The following is a 15,396-nucleotide window of genomic DNA, read 5'->3' as shown; positions in this document are numbered from 1 at the left end:
ACGTCTTGCGGCGACATGGCCCGAGCGAGGCCGGAGCGGACTGGGAGGTCGCTTCGGCATCGACGTGGAGGACAGCGCAAGCGCCGCGCGTCGGACGTTCACGGCCGCAACGACGGACCAGGGAGGTGACGGTGAACACGATTCTGAAGGCCGGGGCGCTTGCATGCGCGCTGCTGTCGGGCACGGCGGCGGCCGCGACGGCGGAGATGACCCTGCGCTATGTCGAGGGCAGTCCGAACCGCGGGGCCAAGTCGCGCGCGCTGACCGACTTCGGCAACGAGCTCGCGAAGCTGTCGAACGGGGAGCTCGAGATCGAGTTCCACTGGGGCGGCGCGCTGCTGAAGTGGGGCGCGATCTTCGACGGCGTGGCCGCGCAGACGGCCGACATGGGCACCCTGATCGCGGCCTACAATCCAAAGGAGCTGCAGGGTCAGGGCATCGGCGACCTGCCGATCGGGGAGTCCGGCGACGCCTGGGTCGGCTCGCGCGCGCTGCATGAGCTGTTGACCACGAACGCGGACATGATCGACGCGCTGGCCAGGCAGAACATCGTCTTCGTCGGCGCGATCCACACCACCGCCAACCAGGTCATGTGCAAGGGCGCCGACATCAAGGGCGTGGCGGACCTGAAGGGCAAGAAGTACCGCGGGGCCGGCATCTACAGCCACGCGCTGTCGGACTATGGCGCGACCATCGTCAACCTGACCTACGGCGAGTCCTATCAGGCGCTCGACACCGGGCTCGTCGACTGCTCGCAGGTGCTGCTCTACTCGATCGATCCCTACAAGTTCTGGGAGATCATCGACCAGGTCCTGATCATCGACTGGGGCCAGACCGCCGGCATCGTCGCGGGGATCAACAAGGACGTCCACGACCGGCTGTCCGACTCCCAGCGCGAGGCGCTGCGCAAGGCGGGCGACTTCCTCACCGATCGTCAGGCCGAGTATCTGATCGAAGAGGACCTGGCCGCCCGCGCGGCGCTCGAGGCGGGCGCCTACGGCCGGCCGGTCGAAGTGATCCACGCCTCGGCCGAGGACGAGGCGATCCTCGACGAGATCAGCAAGAAGTACATCGACGACTGGAAGACCAACATGGCCGCCCAGGGCTATGACGCCGATGCCGCCTACGCCCAGTATCTGGAACTTCTCGACAAGTACGCCAGGGAGCGGGACGAGAAGGGCTATCCATGGACCCGGTGACGGGACACGGCGGGCGCGCGCAGAGCGCGCCCGCCTATCGGCGCGCGAGAGGCCTGCTGGGCAAGGCCGAGGGCGCGCTCCTGGCCGTCGTCGCCGTGGTCATCCTGGCGATGACGGCCTACGTGATGCTCGGGATCGTGTTGCGAACCGTCTTCAACATGGGTCTCTACGACGAGATCGTGATCATCGGCGAGATGATGGTCGCCACCATCAGCCTTCCCTTCGCCTACGTCGCCGCCGAGCGGGGCTTCATCGCCATCGAGGTGTTCACCGCCTGGGCCGGCCGGCGCACGCGGATCTGGCTCGACGTGCTGGCCTCGATCGTGGGGCTGGCGGCGCTGACGCCGATCACCATCACGGCCGTCTCCTCCGGTTACAAGACCTGGAGCGAGGGCAGCTATTTCTTCGGAATCCTGAACCTGCCGGAGTGGCCGGGCTATGCCGTCTACGCCGTCGGCATCGGATTTTTCCTTCTGCGGTTGATCGACCTTCTCGTCCACGACCTGCTCTGCGCGCTCGGAGCGATCGAGGACGAAGATCCGTCCCGCACCTGACCGGGCTTCACCCACATGGATATCGGCACGATCGGACTCTACGGGTTCTGCGCAGCATTCCTGTTGCTGGCCCTGCGCGTCCCCATCGCTTTCACTCTGGTCGCCGTGGCGACCGCCTGCACGCTGGTCGCCTATTCCTGGCGGCCGGGCGCCGAGTTCGACCTCGACCGGGGCTTTGGCCCCGCGCTCGGGCTGGTGCAGTCGAACGCCTACAAGTTCCTGCACTCCTATGACCTGAGCATGGTGCCCATGTTCATCCTCGCCGGCCACCTCGCCTTCCATTCGGAAGTGACCACGCGGATCTACTTCGCGGTCCGCATCTGGCTGTCGCGGGTTCCGGGCGGGCTGGCGGTCGCCTCGCTGATCGGCTGCGGCGGGTTCTCGGCGATCACGGGATCGAGCATGGCCTGCGCGTCCTCGATGGGGAAGATCTGCGTCCCCGAGATGCTCAAGTATCGCTACTCGCCCCAGCTCGCCACCGCCTCGGTCGCGGTCGGCGGCACGCTGGGCGCGCTGATCCCGCCCTCGGTGCTGTTCATCATCTACGGCCTGTTCACCGAGACCTCGGTCAGCCGCCTGTTCCTGGCCGGCGTGCTGCCGGGGCTGCTGAGCCTGGTGGGCTTCATCGTCACCGTGCTGATCTGGGTGACCCTGCGGCCCGACGTGGCCCCCAAGGTCGAGGAGACCATCGGCAAGCGCGAGCGGTTCGAGGCGCTGCTGCGCGCCTGGCCCGCCTTCGTGCTGATCGGCACGATCATCGGGGGCATCTACGGGGGCGTGTTCACCGCGACCGAGGTCGCCGCGATCAGCGTCGCGTTCATGCTGACCTACGGCCTGGTGTGGCGGACGCTGACGCTGCGGGTGATCTTCCAGGCGCTGAAGGACACCGCCTCGCAGACCGCGGCGCTGTTCCTGATCGCGGTGGGGGCGAAGATCTTCGTCTCCTTCGTCTCGCTTTCGGGCGTGACGCGGGATTTCGCCGACTTCATCTCGCACAACGGCTTCTCGGACTGGACGATCCTGCTCGCGATCGTGGTGCTGTTCCTGATCATGGGCATGTTCCTCGACCCGCTGGGCACCATGCTGTTGACGCTGCCGTTCCTGATCCCGCTCGTCGAGGGCATGGGGATGGACCTGATCTGGTTCGGCGTGGTGGTGGTGAAGCTCTTGGAGATCGGGCTGATCACCCCCCCTGTGGGATTGAACGTGTTCGTGATCAACAGCGTGGTGACGCGCGAGATCAAGGTCCACACGATCTTCCTGGGCGTGGTGAAGTTCCTGGTCGCCGACCTGATCGTGCTGGCGCTGCTGATCGCCTTTCCGATCATCTCGCTCCTCCTGCCGACCAGCATGTTCTGAGGCGGCAGGAGGATGCGCGGATCACCCCAGCAGCTTGAAGGTCCCGGTCGCGGTGGCCGCCAGCCGACCCTCGGCGTCCTCGACCGCCGCCGTGCACTGGGCGATCGAGCGGCCCAGCCGCAGGCAGCGCCCGCGGGCGACAATCCGGTCGCCGCGGGCCGGGGCCACGAACACGCTCTGCAGGTGGATGGTGACGCTGCCCTGGGGGGATCGCGCGGGGCGCGTGCTGCGCAGCGCCGCCCCGCAGCTCTGGTCGAGCAGGGTCAGCAGCACGCCGCCATGCACCATGCCGAAGAAGTTCCGGTGATGATCCTCAAGCTGGAGCGACAGCTCGGCTTCGCCCTCGTGTAGCCGGTCGACCACGATCCCCATGTGCCCGCCGAACCCGTAAACATCTGCATCTGCTGTCATATTCCGCTCCTGCCGGTTTGCTTCAGGCGAAGATCCGCCGCAGCGCCAATATTGTCAACATTCGACACTTTCCCTCCTTCAGGAAGCGCCGCCCATGTCCCCTGCCCCCGCCGCTCCCCCTCGCACGCCCGCCGCGGTGGTGGCGCGCACCGCCGCGACCGACCTGTTCGGCACCCGCTTTCCGGTGGTGGCGGGCGGGCTGCAGTTCCTGGCCGACGCCACCTACGCCGCCGCCTGCGCCCGGGCGGGGATCATCGGCTTCCTGACCTCGAACCACTTCCCCGACGACGCCTCGCTGCGCGCCGAGATCCGCAAGGCCAGGGACCTGTGCGGCGACCTGCCCTTCGGCGTGAACATCGCGATGCTGCCCAGGTCGTCCGAGCACGAGCGGATCGAGCGGATCGTCGAGGTCGTGGCCGAGGAGGGGGTCCGCTTCGTCGAGACCACCGGCCGCAGTCCCGAGCCCTATCTGCCCGTCCTGAAGGCGGCCGGCGCCAAGGTGATGCACAAGGTTCCGGGCCTGAAATACGCCGAGAAGGCGCAGAGCGTGGGCGTCGACATGGTCGTGATCGTCGGCTGGGAATGCGGCGGCCATCCCGGGCCCAACGCCATCGGCTCGATCGTCAACGCCGCGCTCGCCCGGCAGCGACTGCGCATCCCCTACCTGATCGGGGGGGGCATCGGGCACGGCGCCCAGGTCCTCGCCGCGCTGGCGATGGGCGCCTCGGGGGCGCTGATGGGCACGCGGTTCCTCGCCTCGACCGAGATCCCGGCCCATGACGGCTACAAGGCCGCGCTGTGCGCGGCGAGCGAGAACGACACCACCATCTCGCTCTGGTCGGTGCGCAACAACGCCCGGACCCTGATCAACGAGACCACGCGCCTTGTCGCCGAGCTCGAGCGCGCCAACCCCGACGCCGGCATCGGGCCGCTGCTGCCGCATGTCTCTGGCGCCGCGGCGCGGCGGACCTATGCCGACGGCGACACCTCGCGGGGCATGGTCTACGCAGGCCAGGCGCTGGGCTTCGTGTCCAAGCCCCAATCGGTCGCCGAGATCGTCGAGGACCTGATCGCCGAGTTCGCCGCCGCGCGCGCGCAGCTCGACGCCTGCTTCTGATCCCTCCCGAACCCGAAAGGGCCGCTCATGTTCCGCAGAACGATCTACTCGTCCGACCACGACATCTTCCGCGACTCCGTCGACCGCTTCATCGCGCAGCATGTCGCCCCCCATCATGCGCAATGGGAGAAGGACGGCCAGGTCAGCCGCGAGCTGTGGCTCGCCGCCGGCGCGCAGGGGCTGCTGTGCGTGACGCTTCCCGAGGCCTACGGCGGCGCCGGCGTCGACTTCCTCTATGCCGCCGTGATCCAGGAGCAGATGTCCTGGCACAACTACTCGGGCCCCGGCTTTGCGGTGCATTCCGACATCGTCGCGCCCTACCTGCTGCACTACGGCGCCGAGGCGCTGAAGGCCGAGTGGCTGCCCCGCATGGCGCGGGGCGAGGCGATCGGGGCCATCGCCATGACCGAGCCCGCCGCCGGCTCGGACGTGAAGGCGATGCGCACGACCGCGGTGCGCGAGGGCGACGAGTATGTGATCAATGGCCAGAAGGTGTTCATCACCAACGGCCAGATCTGCGACTTCATCGTGCTCGCGGCCAAGACCGATCCCGCCGCCGGCGCGCGCGGGGTCAGCCTGATCCTGGTCGAGGCGGACCGGCCCGGCTTCGCCAGGGGCCGCAACCTCGAGAAGGTCGGCTACAAGGCGCAGGACACGTCGGAGCTGTTCTTCCAGAACGTCCGGGTCCCCGCAACGAACCTGATCGGCCGCGAGGGGCGCGGCTTCGCCCAGCTGATGGACCAGCTGCCCCAGGAGCGTCTGCTCCAGGCGATCCGCTCGGCCAGCTCGGTCGAGGCGGCGCTGGACTGGACGCTCGATTACACCTGCGGGCGCGCGGCCTTCGGGCGGACGATCGCAGACTTCCAGAACACGCGCTTCAAGCTCGCCGAGATCGCCTCGCGCGCCGCGATGCTGCGCGTCTTCCTCGACCGCTGCGTGCAGATGCATGTCGCGGGCGAGCTGTCGGACATCGACGCCGCGATGGCCAAGATGCTGGCGAGCGAGATCCAGTCCGAGGCGCTCGACACCTGCCTGCAGCTGCATGGCGGCTACGGCTACATGTGGGAATACCCCATCGCGCGGGCCTGGGCGGACGCGCGGATGATGCGGATCGCCGGGGGCGCCGGCGAGATCATGCGCGAGCTGATCGGTCGCGACCTGGTGGCCCGGAGGCGGACGGCATGAGCGCGGGGGTCAGCCCCCCGAAGCCCACCCCTGCGATGCGGGGGTTCGGCGATTATGTGGGCGCGCGCACGGTGGCGGTCCGGCCGAACTGGGGCATGGTCGAGATCGACCTCGAACCCTGGCTCCTCAACGGGCTGCCCACGGTGCATGGCGGGGTCGTGCTGACCCTGCTTGACCATGCCTGCGGCGCGGCGCTGACCTGCGGCTCGGGGCGGGAACTCGGCAAGGCGGGGGTGACGCTTTCGCTCGGCGCGTCGTTCCTGCGCGGCGCGCGGGGGGGAAAGCTGGTGGGGATCGGCCGCTGCGTGAAGCGGGGCCGCTCGATCGCCTTCTGCGAGTCCCATGTCGAGGACGAGGACGGCGAGGTGATCGCCCGCGCGAGCGCATCCTTCAGGCTGTTCTCCGCCTGAGAAACCGGACCCGGCGCGGGGAGGATCGCGCCGGGCCCTCGCCGCGGCTCAGGCGACGTTGGTCATCACCACGGTGCCCGCGGCGGTGAACATGCCCCCCACGCCATGGCAGACCGAGATCTCGGCCCCCTCGACCTGGGCGGGCGAGATCCCGCGCATCTGCCGCACGCTCTCCTGCAGCGCATACATCCCGTACATTCCCGAGTGCATGTAGCTGAGCCCGCCGCCGTTGGTGTTCAGCGGCAGCTTGCCGCCGGGACGGGTGTTGCCCTCGGCGATGAACGGGCCCGCCTCGCCACGGCCGACAAAGCCCAGATCCTCGAGCCCGTAGATCGGCAGATGCGCGAACGCGTCGTAGATCATCAGGTGGTCGACGTCGGCATGGCTGATGCCCGCGCTCTCGAAGGCCGCCTTGCCCGAAGTCCGGAAGGCGCGCGAGGAGGTCAGGTCGCCCATCTGGCTGACCGCCGGGCTCTCGACGCTTTCGCCCACGCCGCGGACATAGACGGGCCTGGTCGGGAAGTCCTTCGCCCGGTCGGCCCGGGTCAGGATCAGCGCCCCGCCGCCGTCGGTGACCAGGCAGCACATCAGCTTGCGGAACGGCCAGGCGATCATCTTGGAGCTCAGCACGTCGTCGACCGTGATCGGATCGCGGAACGAGGCGCGGGGGTGGAAGGCCGCCCATTCCCGCTGCACCACCGCGACCGTGGCGAGCTGTTCCACGGTCAGGCCGGTGTCCTTCATCATCCGCATCACCGGCAGCGTGAAGCGGGTGGGCGCGATCGAGACGCCGTAGGGAAGCTCGAACTGCTGGTCGTAGTGGTTGGCGAAGACCGGCGGGGCCAGCGCGCCCGCGCGGCTGCGCCCGCTTTCGCCGTGGGTGATCAGCACCGTGTGGCACAGGCCCGATTCCAGCGCCGCGACCGCGTGCCGGATGTGGATCATGTAGGAGCAGCCGCCCACCGAGGTGCCGTCGACCCAGCGCGGCGCGATGCCCAGGTAATGCGCGAGCTCGGCGGGGTTGTGGCCGGCGGTGGCGAGGCCGTCGATGTCCTTCGCCGTCAGGCCGCAGTCGCGCATCGCGTTCAGCGCCGCGTCCGCGTGCAGCATGATCTGGCCCATGTCGGGCAGGCGGCCCAGCTCGGTGGTCTCGGCGGCGCCGACGATGGCGACGGAATTCGGGGTCATCTCAGGCGCCTTTCGCGGGCTTGAACTGGGGCAGCGTGATCTCGTCGGTGATCGCCTCGAAGGTGACCTCGAGGGGCATGTCGAGGGTCAGCGCCTCGGGGGTCTGGTCGCACTCGAGGATGTTGGACATCAGGCGCGGGCCCTCGGCGAGCTCCACGATCGCGACCGCAAAGGGCGGCTCGCGCCCCGGCGCGCCGATGTGGTTGATGATGTAGCTGTGCAGGGTGGCCTTGCCCGAGGCCGCGAAGACGGCGACCTCGCGCGAGCCGCAGTCGGGGCAGAACGGGCGCGGCGGGAAATAGGCGTGGTCGCAGGCGACGCAGCGCTGCAGGCGGAGCTCCCCGAGTTTCGCGCCCTCCCAGTAGTGTCGGGTTTCCGGGCTCGGGGTCGGAACGAAGCGTTTCGTCATCTTGGGTCCTTGGCGAGAGCGTGGCGCAGGGTCAGGCGGCGATGCGGGCGTATCCGTTGTTCAGCACGATCCTGTCGCGCTCGACGACGCGGGTGCGGAACGAGACTTCCTCGCCATCCTGCCAGATCTCGGTGCGCAGGGTCTCGCCGGGGAAGACCGGGGACGAGAAGCGCAGATCGATCTGCCTGAGGCGGGTCGGATCGCCGCCGCAGCAGGTGCGCAGGATCGACCAGCCCGCGACGCCGTAGGAGCACAGGCCATGCAGGATCGGGGCGGGGAAGCCCGCCTGGGCCGCCACCCGGGGCGAGGCGTGCAGCGGATTGCTGTCGCCCGACAGCCGATAGATCAGCGCGGCCTGCGGCGGGGTCGCCCATTCGTCGACCAGGTCCGGCGCCCGGTCGGGAACCGGGGGGGCCGCCAGCACCGGCCCCGAGGGCCCGCCGAAGCCGCCGTCCGCCCGCGCGAAGGTGGTCGAGAGCGAGGTCGCGACATGCACGCCGGTGGTCTTCTCGTGGATCTCGCGCGCGACGTAGATCAGCGCGCCCTTGCCCTCGCCCTTGTCCACGACGCCCTCGATCCGGGTGCGGCCGACGGCGACGCCCTCGGCCGGCATCGGATTGTGCAGCGTCAGCCGCTGCTCGCCGTGCAGAACCTGTTCCCAGGTGACGCCGCTGTCGGGCTCGCGCACCCAGAAGCCCGGTCCGGCCATCACCACCGGCATGGTGGCGAGGGGGGCGAAGCCCTCGGATTCCTCGAACGTGAAGCGCACCTGCGCCTCGTCCAGCGGATCCGCGCCAATGCCGATGCCCAGCGCGTAGAGGATCACGTCGCGGGCGCTGTAAGGCTGCTCGACCTCGGGAAAGGCGCGGGCGAGCAGTCGGTCGTGGTCGATGGGCATGTCGCTTGGGTCCTGTGGTTCGAGGATCGCGAAGGCGCGCCGGGCTCAGCCCCGCAACGCCTGCATGAGCGGCGCGAGGCCCCCGCTCTCGAGGTCGAGAACCGCCGCGCGGATCGCCGCCGCGCCGGCCGCGTCGCGCGCCAGCCCGGCATTGAGGAAGAACTTCGCCGAGGTCTCGTCAAGCGACATCCGCCGCGCCCCGGCGCCGCTGTTGATCGGCACATGTTTCGACAGGACGCGCCCGTCGGCAAGGCGCAGCGCGACGCCGCCTGAAAAGTATTCGGGAAACCGGCTGTCGGGATCGGCGAGGCAGCTGCACCGCGCCGCCAGCGCCCGGGTCGCCGGGTCGGCGATCGCCGCCTCCGACAGGTCGGCGAGCCCGAAGCGGCCGCGCAGCAGGGTAGAGGCCACCACGAAGGGCGCGCTGAACTTCGCCTCGTATTCGTTGCGCGCGCGGCGCTTGGCCTCGATCGGCTCGGCCACGATCGCGAGTGTGTCGCGGGGCAGCCGGATCTCAACCGCCGCGATCTCGGCGCCGCCGAGCTCGTCGCGAAGCTCCAGCGCGGCGTCGGCGGCGCCGTGAATGAAGTGGCAGACCGGATAGGGCTTCAGCGCCGTGTCGGCCAGCATCCAGACCTCGCCCAGCCCCTCGGTCAGGAAACGCGGGTCCACCTCCGCGGCCCAGTGGTGGAGATGGGTCTCGAACAGGCCGAACCTGCCCTCGAGCGCGCGCGAAGGGCCCTTGAAGCCCGCCTGCGCGAGGCAGGCGGCGGTCATGCCCCCCGCGGCCGCCCAGCCCGGATGCAGCCGCTTGGTCCAGGCGCCCTCCTCGAGGAACACCTGGATGCCCGAGGCGGTGCTGGCCGCGATGCCCAGCGCGTTGACGTGGTCGGCCTCGCTCGCCCCCGTCAGCCGGCCGGCGGCGAGGGCCGAGGAGAAATGCGCCAGCACGCCGGTCGCGTGAAAGCCGGTGTGGTGGAAGCCGCCCTTGACGGCGGCGCCCAGCCGCACCGCCGCCTCCATCCCGATGCAGAAGGCCGCCAGCGCGTCGCGCCCCGAGGCGCCCTGCCGCTCCCCGACGGCGAGCACCGCGGGCAGGACCGCCACCGTGGCGTGCACGATGGCCTGAAGATGGGTGTCGTCATAGTCGAGGCCGTGCATCAGCACGCCGTTGGCCATCGCCGCGTCCCGCGGCGCGACGCCCACGGCCGATCCGATCACCGTGCCCCGACCGCCGGCCGACAGCGCCTCGACCGCGGCGAGCGTCGGCCCGGCGAACGGGAAGGTCGTGGAGGCGACGGCGATGCCGAGCGCATCCAGGATGTGCTTGCGGGCGATGTCGAGCACCGGGCCGGGGATGTGCTCGAACCGCAGGCGGGTCGCGAAGGCGGCCAGCGCGGCCGAAGGCCCCGCCCCCTGCCCTGCACCTTGCCCTGGGCCCTGTCCTGGGCCCCGCCCTGAGCCCTGTCCTGCATCCGGGTCGGCGTTCGCGCTCATTCCCCGCCCCTCGATTCCAACCTGTCGGCCGACTGGCCACGGCGAGGAACCTGCGTCACCCGACTCAAGGTGTCAACAGTTGACTGCCGCAAGGCCCTTGGGCATACAGGTCCCAGCAAGGGCGCGGTTTCGGAGCGCCCCAACCCGGACAGACGCGAGATCAAGGAGACGAGACTTGAGCGAGTACGACGTGATCGTTGTCGGTTGCGGCAACGCCGCCCTCTGCGCCGCCCTTTCGGCCCAGGAGAACGGAGCCCGGACCCTCGTGCTCGAGCGGGCCCCCGAGGAGGAGCGCGGCGGCAACTCCTACTTCACCGCCGGCGGCTTCCGGTTCGCGCACGAGGGGCTCGAGGACGTCATGGAGGACATCCTCACCGACCTGTCGGAGGAGGAGCGCAACCAGATCGTCCTGCCCCCGCACAGCCGTGAGTTCTTCATGGACCAGATGCGCGAGGTCACCCGCCACCAGACCGACGAGGACCTGGCCCAGCTGCTGGTCGACCGCTCGCGGATGACCATGGGCTGGCTGCGCAGCCACGCGATCCGCTTCGTGCCGATGTTCGGCCGGCAGTCCTACCTGGTCGACGGCAAGCACCTGTTCTACGGCGGCGTGAACATCGAGGCGGTCGGCGGCGGCGCGGGCCTGGTCGAGGCCGAGATCCAGCGCGCCGAGAAACTGGGGGTCGAGATCCGCTACGGCGCCGCCGTGATCGGGCTGATCCAGTCCAAAGACCGCACCGTCACCGGCGTGAAGGTGCGCACGAAGGCCGGCTATGAAGAGATCACCGCCCGGGCCGTGATCCTCGCCTGCGGGGGCTTCGAATCGAACCAGGAATGGCGCGTGCGCTACCTGGGCGTGGGCTGGGACCTGTGCCGCGTGCGCGGCACCCGCCACAACATGGGCGAGGGCATCCAGGCCGCGCTCGAGATCGGGGCGAGGCCCTATGGCAACTGGTCGTCCTGCCATGCCTGCGAGTGGGACATCTCGGCCCCGCCCTACGGCGACCGCTGGGTGCTCGACAACTTCCAGAAGCACTCCTACCCGCTGGGCATCATGGTCAACACCGACTGCGAGCGGTTCGTCGACGAGGGCGCGGACTACCGCAACCTGACCTACGCCAAGTATGGGCGCGAGATCATGGCCCAGCCCAACCGCACCGCGATCCAGATCTTCGACCAGCAGACCATCCACCGCCTGCGCGACGAATACCGGATCAAGGAGGTGACCAAGGCCGTCGCCGACACCATCGAGGGCCTGGCCGAGCAGCTCGACCTCGACCCCGAGATGCTGGCCCGCACGGTGAGCGACTACAACGCGGCCTGCCAGGGGGGCGAATACAACCCCTCGGTCCTCGACGGCGTGACCACCAAGGGCCTCAGCCCCAACAAGACCAACTGGGCGCTGCCGATCAACCAGCCGCCCTATGAGGCCTATGTCTGCACGACCGGCATCACCTTCACTTTCGGCGGGCTGCAGATCAACACGCTGGGCGAGGTGCAGGACATGACCGACCAGTCGATCCCCGGCCTCTACGCGGCGGGCGAGCTGGTGGGCGGCCTGTTCTACGAGAACTATCCCGGCGGCACCGGCCTGATGTCGGGCTCGGTCTTCGGCAAGCTCGCGGGCGAGAGTGCGGCGGCCTACGTCGGCGCCTCCGCCCGCCGACCCGAGGCGGTGGGCTGACGCCCGGCCGTCTCGTCTCCCCCCCGTAGGCCACCCTCCCCGGATGCGGGCGACTTCGCACCCCCGGCCGCCCAGCGGTCGGGGGCTTTTTTGACGCCTGCGCCGGGCCGGGCCGCGGCCCGCCGGGCCATGCAGGCGCGGGCGCCCCGTCCCGCCGCCGAGCACAGGAGCCGCGCCATGACAGCGCCTCGCAAGGTCTTCATCGCCAACCGCGGCGAGATCGCCGTCCGCATCGCGCGCGCCGTGTCCGACATCGGCTGGCGCAGCGTCGCCGCGGCGCCGGCGGGCGACCCCTCGGCCGCCCATCTCCGCAAGGCCGACGCGCAGGCGATCCTGCCCGGACGCGGCGCCGCGGCCTATCTCGACATCGAGGGGGTCATCGCGGCCGCCCTGGCCTCGGGCGCCGGGCTGGTGCATCCCGGCTACGGGTTCCTCAGCGAAAGCGCCGCCTTCGCGCGCGCCTGCGAGGCGGCCGGTCTGATCTTCGTGGGCCCCTCGCCCGAGGCGCTCGAGATCTTCGGCGACAAGGTCCGTTCGCGTGAGACCGCCGCGGCCTGCGCGGCGCCCCTGACCCGCGGCAGCGGCGTTCTCGCCGACGCGGCCGAGGCCCGCGCCTTCATGGAGGCGCTCGGCCGCCCGGTGATGCTCAAGGCGCTGGCCGGCGGGGGCGGGCGCGGCATCCGCGTGGTGCGCGACCCCGCCGACCTGGCCGCCGAGCTCGAGCGATGCCGCTCCGAGGCGCGGACCGCCTTCGGGGACGACCGCGTGCTGGCCGAGGAACTGGTCGAGCGCGCGCGCCATGTCGAGGTGCAGATCGTGGGCGACGGGACGCGGGTCATGGTGCTGGGGGAGCGCGAGTGCTCGCTCCAGCGCCGTCACCAGAAGCTGATCGAGATCGCGCCGGCCGCCTTCCTGCCCGAGGCGATGCGCCGGACGCTCCATGACGCGGCGCGCAGGATCGGGACCCATGTCGGCTATCGCGGTCTTGCCACCGTCGAGTTCCTGGTCGCGGCCGAAGGCGAGGCGGCCTGGTTCCTGGAGGTGAACCCCCGCCTGCAGGTCGAACACACGGTGACCGAGGAGGTGACGGGCCTCGACCTCGTCGGGTTGCAGCTCCGCCTCGCGGTCGGGGGCGATCTCGCGGCCGAGGGGCTGAGCGACCCCACGCCCCCGCGCGGCATGGCCCTGCAGATGCGGGTCAACGCCGAGACGGTGTCGCCCGACGGCGCGGCCGTCCCTGCGCGCGGGCGGATCGCGCGGTTCGACTTTCCCTCCGGCGGCGGGCTGCGGACCGAGGCCATCGGACATGCGGGCCACGAGGTGGGGCTCGACTACGACTCGCTGCTGGCCAAGCTGGTGGCGCATGTCTCGCAGGCCGATCCCGCGGGTCTGTGGCGCAAGGCCTATCGCGCCGCCTGCGAGGCGCGGGTCGACGGGGTCGCCACGAACCTCCCCTTCCTGCGCAGCCTGCTCGCGCACGCGCAGGTGCGGGCCGACCGCTTCGACATCGGTTTTGTCGACCGCCACGCCGCCGAGCTGGCGCAGGCCGAGGCCGGGGCGCATCCCGCGCTCGACTTCGGCGGCGAGGCCGCGCCCCCCGCCGAGACCGCGCAGGCCACCGCGCTCCCCAAGGCGCCGGAGGGCGCCGAGACCGTCGCGGTCGCCAACGACTGCCGCCTGGTCGAGCTTCTGGTGGCGGCGGGGGATCGCGTGGCGCCGGGCCAGACGCTCGCGATCACCGAGGCGATGAAGATGGAGTTCGCCGTCGCCGCGCCAATCGGCGGCGTGGTCCTCGCGACGCCCTGGTCGCCCGGCGACGCGATGAGCCGGGGGGCGCCGCTGCTGTTCCTCCAGCCCGACGGGACCGAACGGAGCGAGGCCGCGGCCGAGGCGGAGATCGACCCCGACCATATCCGCGACGACCTGCAGAGGCTTCTCGCGGACCGGCGGCTGATCTCCGACGCCGGCCGGCCCGAGGCCGTCGCCAGGCGTCGCGCGACGGGCCGGCGCACCGCGCGCGAGACCCTCGCCGAGCTCTGCGATCCCGGCTCCTTCCGCGAATTCGGCGCGCACGCGCTGGCCGCCCAGCGCGGCCGCCGCAGCCTCGAGGAGCTCAAGCGCGTCAGCCCCGCCGACGGCGTCGTCACCGGGCTCTGCACGATCAACGCCGCGCGCTTCGGGGCCGAGGCCACGCATTGCGCGGTGATGGCCTACGACTACACCGTCTTCGCCGGCACGCAGGGGATCCTGGGGCACCTCAAGAAGAACCGCCTGTTCCGCCTGGCCGAGGACAGCCGGCTGCCGCTGGTGATGTTCGTCGAGGGCGGCGGCGGGCGGCCCGGGGACACCGACGAACAGGCGGTCCTGCGGCTGCACAACCCCACGTTCGCCAATGTCGCGCGGCTCAAGTCGCGGGTCCCGGTGATCTCGGTCGTCTCGGGACGGTGCTTTGCGGGCAACGCGGCGCTTGCCGCGGCCTCGGACGTGATCGTGGCGACCCGCGACGCCTCGCTGGGCATGGGCGGTCCGGCGATGATCGAGGGCGGGGGCCTGGGCCTGGTCGCGGCCGAGGCGGTGGGGCCGGTCGACGTCCAGGCGCGCAACGGCGTGCTCGACATGGTGGTCGAGGACGAGGCCGGGGCCGTCGCCGCCGTCAAGGCGCTGCTGGCCCTCGTGCAGGGCCCGACGGCGGAGTGGACCGCGCCGGACCCGCGCCGGCTGCGCCACATCGTGCCCCAGGCGCCGCGGCGCGCCTACCGGATGCAGGACGTGATCGCGGGGCTGGCCGACGAGGGCTCGATCCTCCCGCTGCGGCCGGACTACGGGCTGGGAGTCCTCACCGTCTTCGCGCGGATCGAGGGGCGGCCCGTCGCGATTCTCGCCAACAACCCCGAGCATCTGGGCGGCGCCATCGACGCCGCCGCCGCCTGCAAGGCGGCCGAGTTCGCGGCCCTGGCCGAAAAGCTGCGCCTGCCGCTGCTGAAGCTCTGCGACACGCCCGGCTTCATGGTCGGCCCCGCCGCCGAGGCCGAGGGCCTGGTGCGGCAGGCCGGGCGCATGTTCGCCGAATGCGCCAGGCTGAGCGTGCCGCAGCTCACGGTGGTGGTGCGCAAGGCCTACGGGCTGGGCGCGCTGGCCATGGTCTCGGGCGACGCGCACGGACAGGGGTTCACGATCTGCTGGCCCACCGGCCACTTCGGCAAGATGGGCCTCGAGGGGCAGGTCCGTCTGGGGCATCGCCGGGAACTGGCCGCGATCAGGGATCCCGCCGCCCGCCAGGCGCGCGAGCGCGAGCTGATCGACGCGCTCCACGATCGCGGCAGCCCGCAGAACGCGGCGGCCTTCCTGTCGGTCGACGAGGTGGTAGACCCGGCCGAGACGCGCGACTGGATCGTCTCGGGCCTGCAGGCGGCCTCGGGCGCCGCGGGTCGCCGGGAGGCCTGAGCCCCCCCGCGCGCACCGCCCGCGAGGGCCGCGATGCGCGC

At 70.9% G+C, this 15,396-nt stretch carries 13 protein-coding genes; 8 read left to right on the top strand and 5 right to left on the bottom strand.

Translation table 11 applies throughout. The features are described from left to right. Positions 1–131 precede the first annotated feature (131 nt). From AAC134_RS06495 to AAC134_RS06485, 3 genes are read left to right on the top strand one after another with little or no spacing between them, the layout of a single operon-like run. Positions 132–1,199: a C4-dicarboxylate TRAP transporter substrate-binding protein gene (locus AAC134_RS06495; protein WP_339948256.1), complete on the top strand. Its 1,068-nt coding sequence runs from the start codon at positions 132–134 to the stop codon at positions 1,197–1,199. Next, the gene (locus AAC134_RS06490; protein WP_339948255.1) at positions 1,187–1,753 is read left to right on the top strand and encodes a TRAP transporter small permease; all 567 of its coding nucleotides are present in this window, start codon (positions 1,187–1,189) and stop codon (positions 1,751–1,753) included. Before AAC134_RS06495 ends, AAC134_RS06490 begins: the two co-directional genes overlap by 13 nt. Positions 1,754–1,768: 15 nt before the next feature. Then, entirely contained in the window at positions 1,769–3,112 is a 1,344-nt protein-coding gene (locus AAC134_RS06485; RefSeq protein ID WP_339948254.1) for a TRAP transporter large permease, read from the top strand. A 21-nt stretch (positions 3,113–3,133) separates the two neighbouring features. Here the strand turns inward: AAC134_RS06485 and AAC134_RS06480 are convergent, their stop codons facing one another. Next, complete coding sequence (locus AAC134_RS06480; protein ID WP_339948253.1) at positions 3,134–3,523, bottom strand: PaaI family thioesterase; 390 nt, start codon at positions 3,521–3,523, stop codon at positions 3,134–3,136. Between the two features lie 94 nt (positions 3,524–3,617). Here AAC134_RS06480 and AAC134_RS06475 point away from each other — a divergent pair, with 94 nt between their 5' ends. Genes AAC134_RS06475 through AAC134_RS06465 form a run of 3 tightly spaced genes read left to right on the top strand, consistent with a single transcriptional unit; the run spans position 3,618 to position 6,235 of the window. Then, positions 3,618–4,640, top strand: coding sequence for a nitronate monooxygenase (locus AAC134_RS06475; protein ID WP_339948252.1), 1,023 nt, complete (start codon positions 3,618–3,620; stop codon positions 4,638–4,640). Positions 4,641–4,667: 27 nt separating this feature from the next. Then, positions 4,668–5,825, top strand: coding sequence for an acyl-CoA dehydrogenase family protein (locus tag AAC134_RS06470; RefSeq protein WP_339948251.1), 1,158 nt, complete (start codon positions 4,668–4,670; stop codon positions 5,823–5,825). Beyond that, positions 5,822–6,235: a PaaI family thioesterase gene (locus AAC134_RS06465; RefSeq protein WP_339948250.1), complete on the top strand. Its 414-nt coding sequence runs from the start codon at positions 5,822–5,824 to the stop codon at positions 6,233–6,235. Before AAC134_RS06470 ends, AAC134_RS06465 begins: the two co-directional genes overlap by 4 nt. A 48-nt stretch (positions 6,236–6,283) precedes the next feature. Here the strand turns inward: AAC134_RS06465 and AAC134_RS06460 are convergent, their stop codons facing one another. Genes AAC134_RS06460 through AAC134_RS06445 form a run of 4 tightly spaced genes read right to left on the bottom strand, consistent with a single transcriptional unit; the run spans position 6,284 to position 10,227 of the window. Then, entirely contained in the window at positions 6,284–7,423 is a 1,140-nt protein-coding gene (locus tag AAC134_RS06460) for a thiolase (RefSeq protein ID WP_339948249.1), read from the bottom strand. Between the two features lies 1 nt (position 7,424). Continuing rightward, entirely contained in the window at positions 7,425–7,832 is a 408-nt protein-coding gene (locus AAC134_RS06455) for a zinc ribbon domain-containing protein (RefSeq protein ID WP_339948248.1), read from the bottom strand. A 31-nt stretch (positions 7,833–7,863) separates the two neighbouring features. Beyond that, complete coding sequence (locus AAC134_RS06450) at positions 7,864–8,730, bottom strand: MaoC/PaaZ C-terminal domain-containing protein (protein WP_339948247.1); 867 nt, start codon at positions 8,728–8,730, stop codon at positions 7,864–7,866. A 45-nt stretch (positions 8,731–8,775) separates the two neighbouring features. Next, positions 8,776–10,227 carry an MmgE/PrpD family protein gene (locus AAC134_RS06445; protein WP_339948246.1) on the bottom strand — a complete coding sequence of 484 codons (1,452 nt, stop codon included), beginning with the start codon at positions 10,225–10,227 and terminating at the stop codon, positions 8,776–8,778. A 175-nt stretch (positions 10,228–10,402) separates the two neighbouring features. Between AAC134_RS06445 and tcuA the strand changes: the two genes are divergently transcribed. Continuing rightward, positions 10,403–11,911: an FAD-dependent tricarballylate dehydrogenase TcuA gene (tcuA, locus tag AAC134_RS06440; RefSeq protein ID WP_339948245.1), complete on the top strand. Its 1,509-nt coding sequence runs from the start codon at positions 10,403–10,405 to the stop codon at positions 11,909–11,911. A 177-nt stretch (positions 11,912–12,088) separates the two neighbouring features. Then, on the top strand, positions 12,089–15,355 hold the full coding sequence (locus tag AAC134_RS06435) for a carboxyl transferase domain-containing protein (RefSeq protein WP_339948244.1): 3,267 nt from the start codon (positions 12,089–12,091) through the stop codon (positions 15,353–15,355). The last annotated feature ends 41 nt before the right edge of the window (positions 15,356–15,396 follow it).

Source organism: uncultured Albimonas sp., from assembly GCF_963977235.1.
GTDB lineage: Bacteria > Pseudomonadota > Alphaproteobacteria > Rhodobacterales > Rhodobacteraceae > Albimonas.
Note: the sequence above shows the minus strand (reverse complement) of the source record. Positions and strands in the feature narration are given on the sequence as shown.

Coding starts and splice junctions, on each gene's coding strand:
- AAC134_RS06455 (WP_339948248.1), bottom strand. CDS start 7,832: ATGACGAAACGCTTCGTTCCGACCCCGAGCCCGGAAACCCGACACTAC.
- AAC134_RS06445 (WP_339948246.1), bottom strand. CDS start 10,227: ATGAGCGCGAACGCCGACCCGGATGCAGGACAGGGCTCAGGGCGGGGC.
- AAC134_RS06465 (WP_339948250.1), top strand. CDS start 5,822: ATGAGCGCGGGGGTCAGCCCCCCGAAGCCCACCCCTGCGATGCGGGGG.
- AAC134_RS06475 (WP_339948252.1), top strand. CDS start 3,618: ATGTCCCCTGCCCCCGCCGCTCCCCCTCGCACGCCCGCCGCGGTGGTG.
- AAC134_RS06480 (WP_339948253.1), bottom strand. CDS start 3,523: ATGACAGCAGATGCAGATGTTTACGGGTTCGGCGGGCACATGGGGATC.
- AAC134_RS06485 (WP_339948254.1), top strand. CDS start 1,769: ATGGATATCGGCACGATCGGACTCTACGGGTTCTGCGCAGCATTCCTG.
- AAC134_RS06460 (WP_339948249.1), bottom strand. CDS start 7,423: ATGACCCCGAATTCCGTCGCCATCGTCGGCGCCGCCGAGACCACCGAG.
- AAC134_RS06435 (WP_339948244.1), top strand. CDS start 12,089: ATGACAGCGCCTCGCAAGGTCTTCATCGCCAACCGCGGCGAGATCGCC.
- AAC134_RS06470 (WP_339948251.1), top strand. CDS start 4,668: ATGTTCCGCAGAACGATCTACTCGTCCGACCACGACATCTTCCGCGAC.
- AAC134_RS06450 (WP_339948247.1), bottom strand. CDS start 8,730: ATGCCCATCGACCACGACCGACTGCTCGCCCGCGCCTTTCCCGAGGTC.
- AAC134_RS06490 (WP_339948255.1), top strand. CDS start 1,187: ATGGACCCGGTGACGGGACACGGCGGGCGCGCGCAGAGCGCGCCCGCC.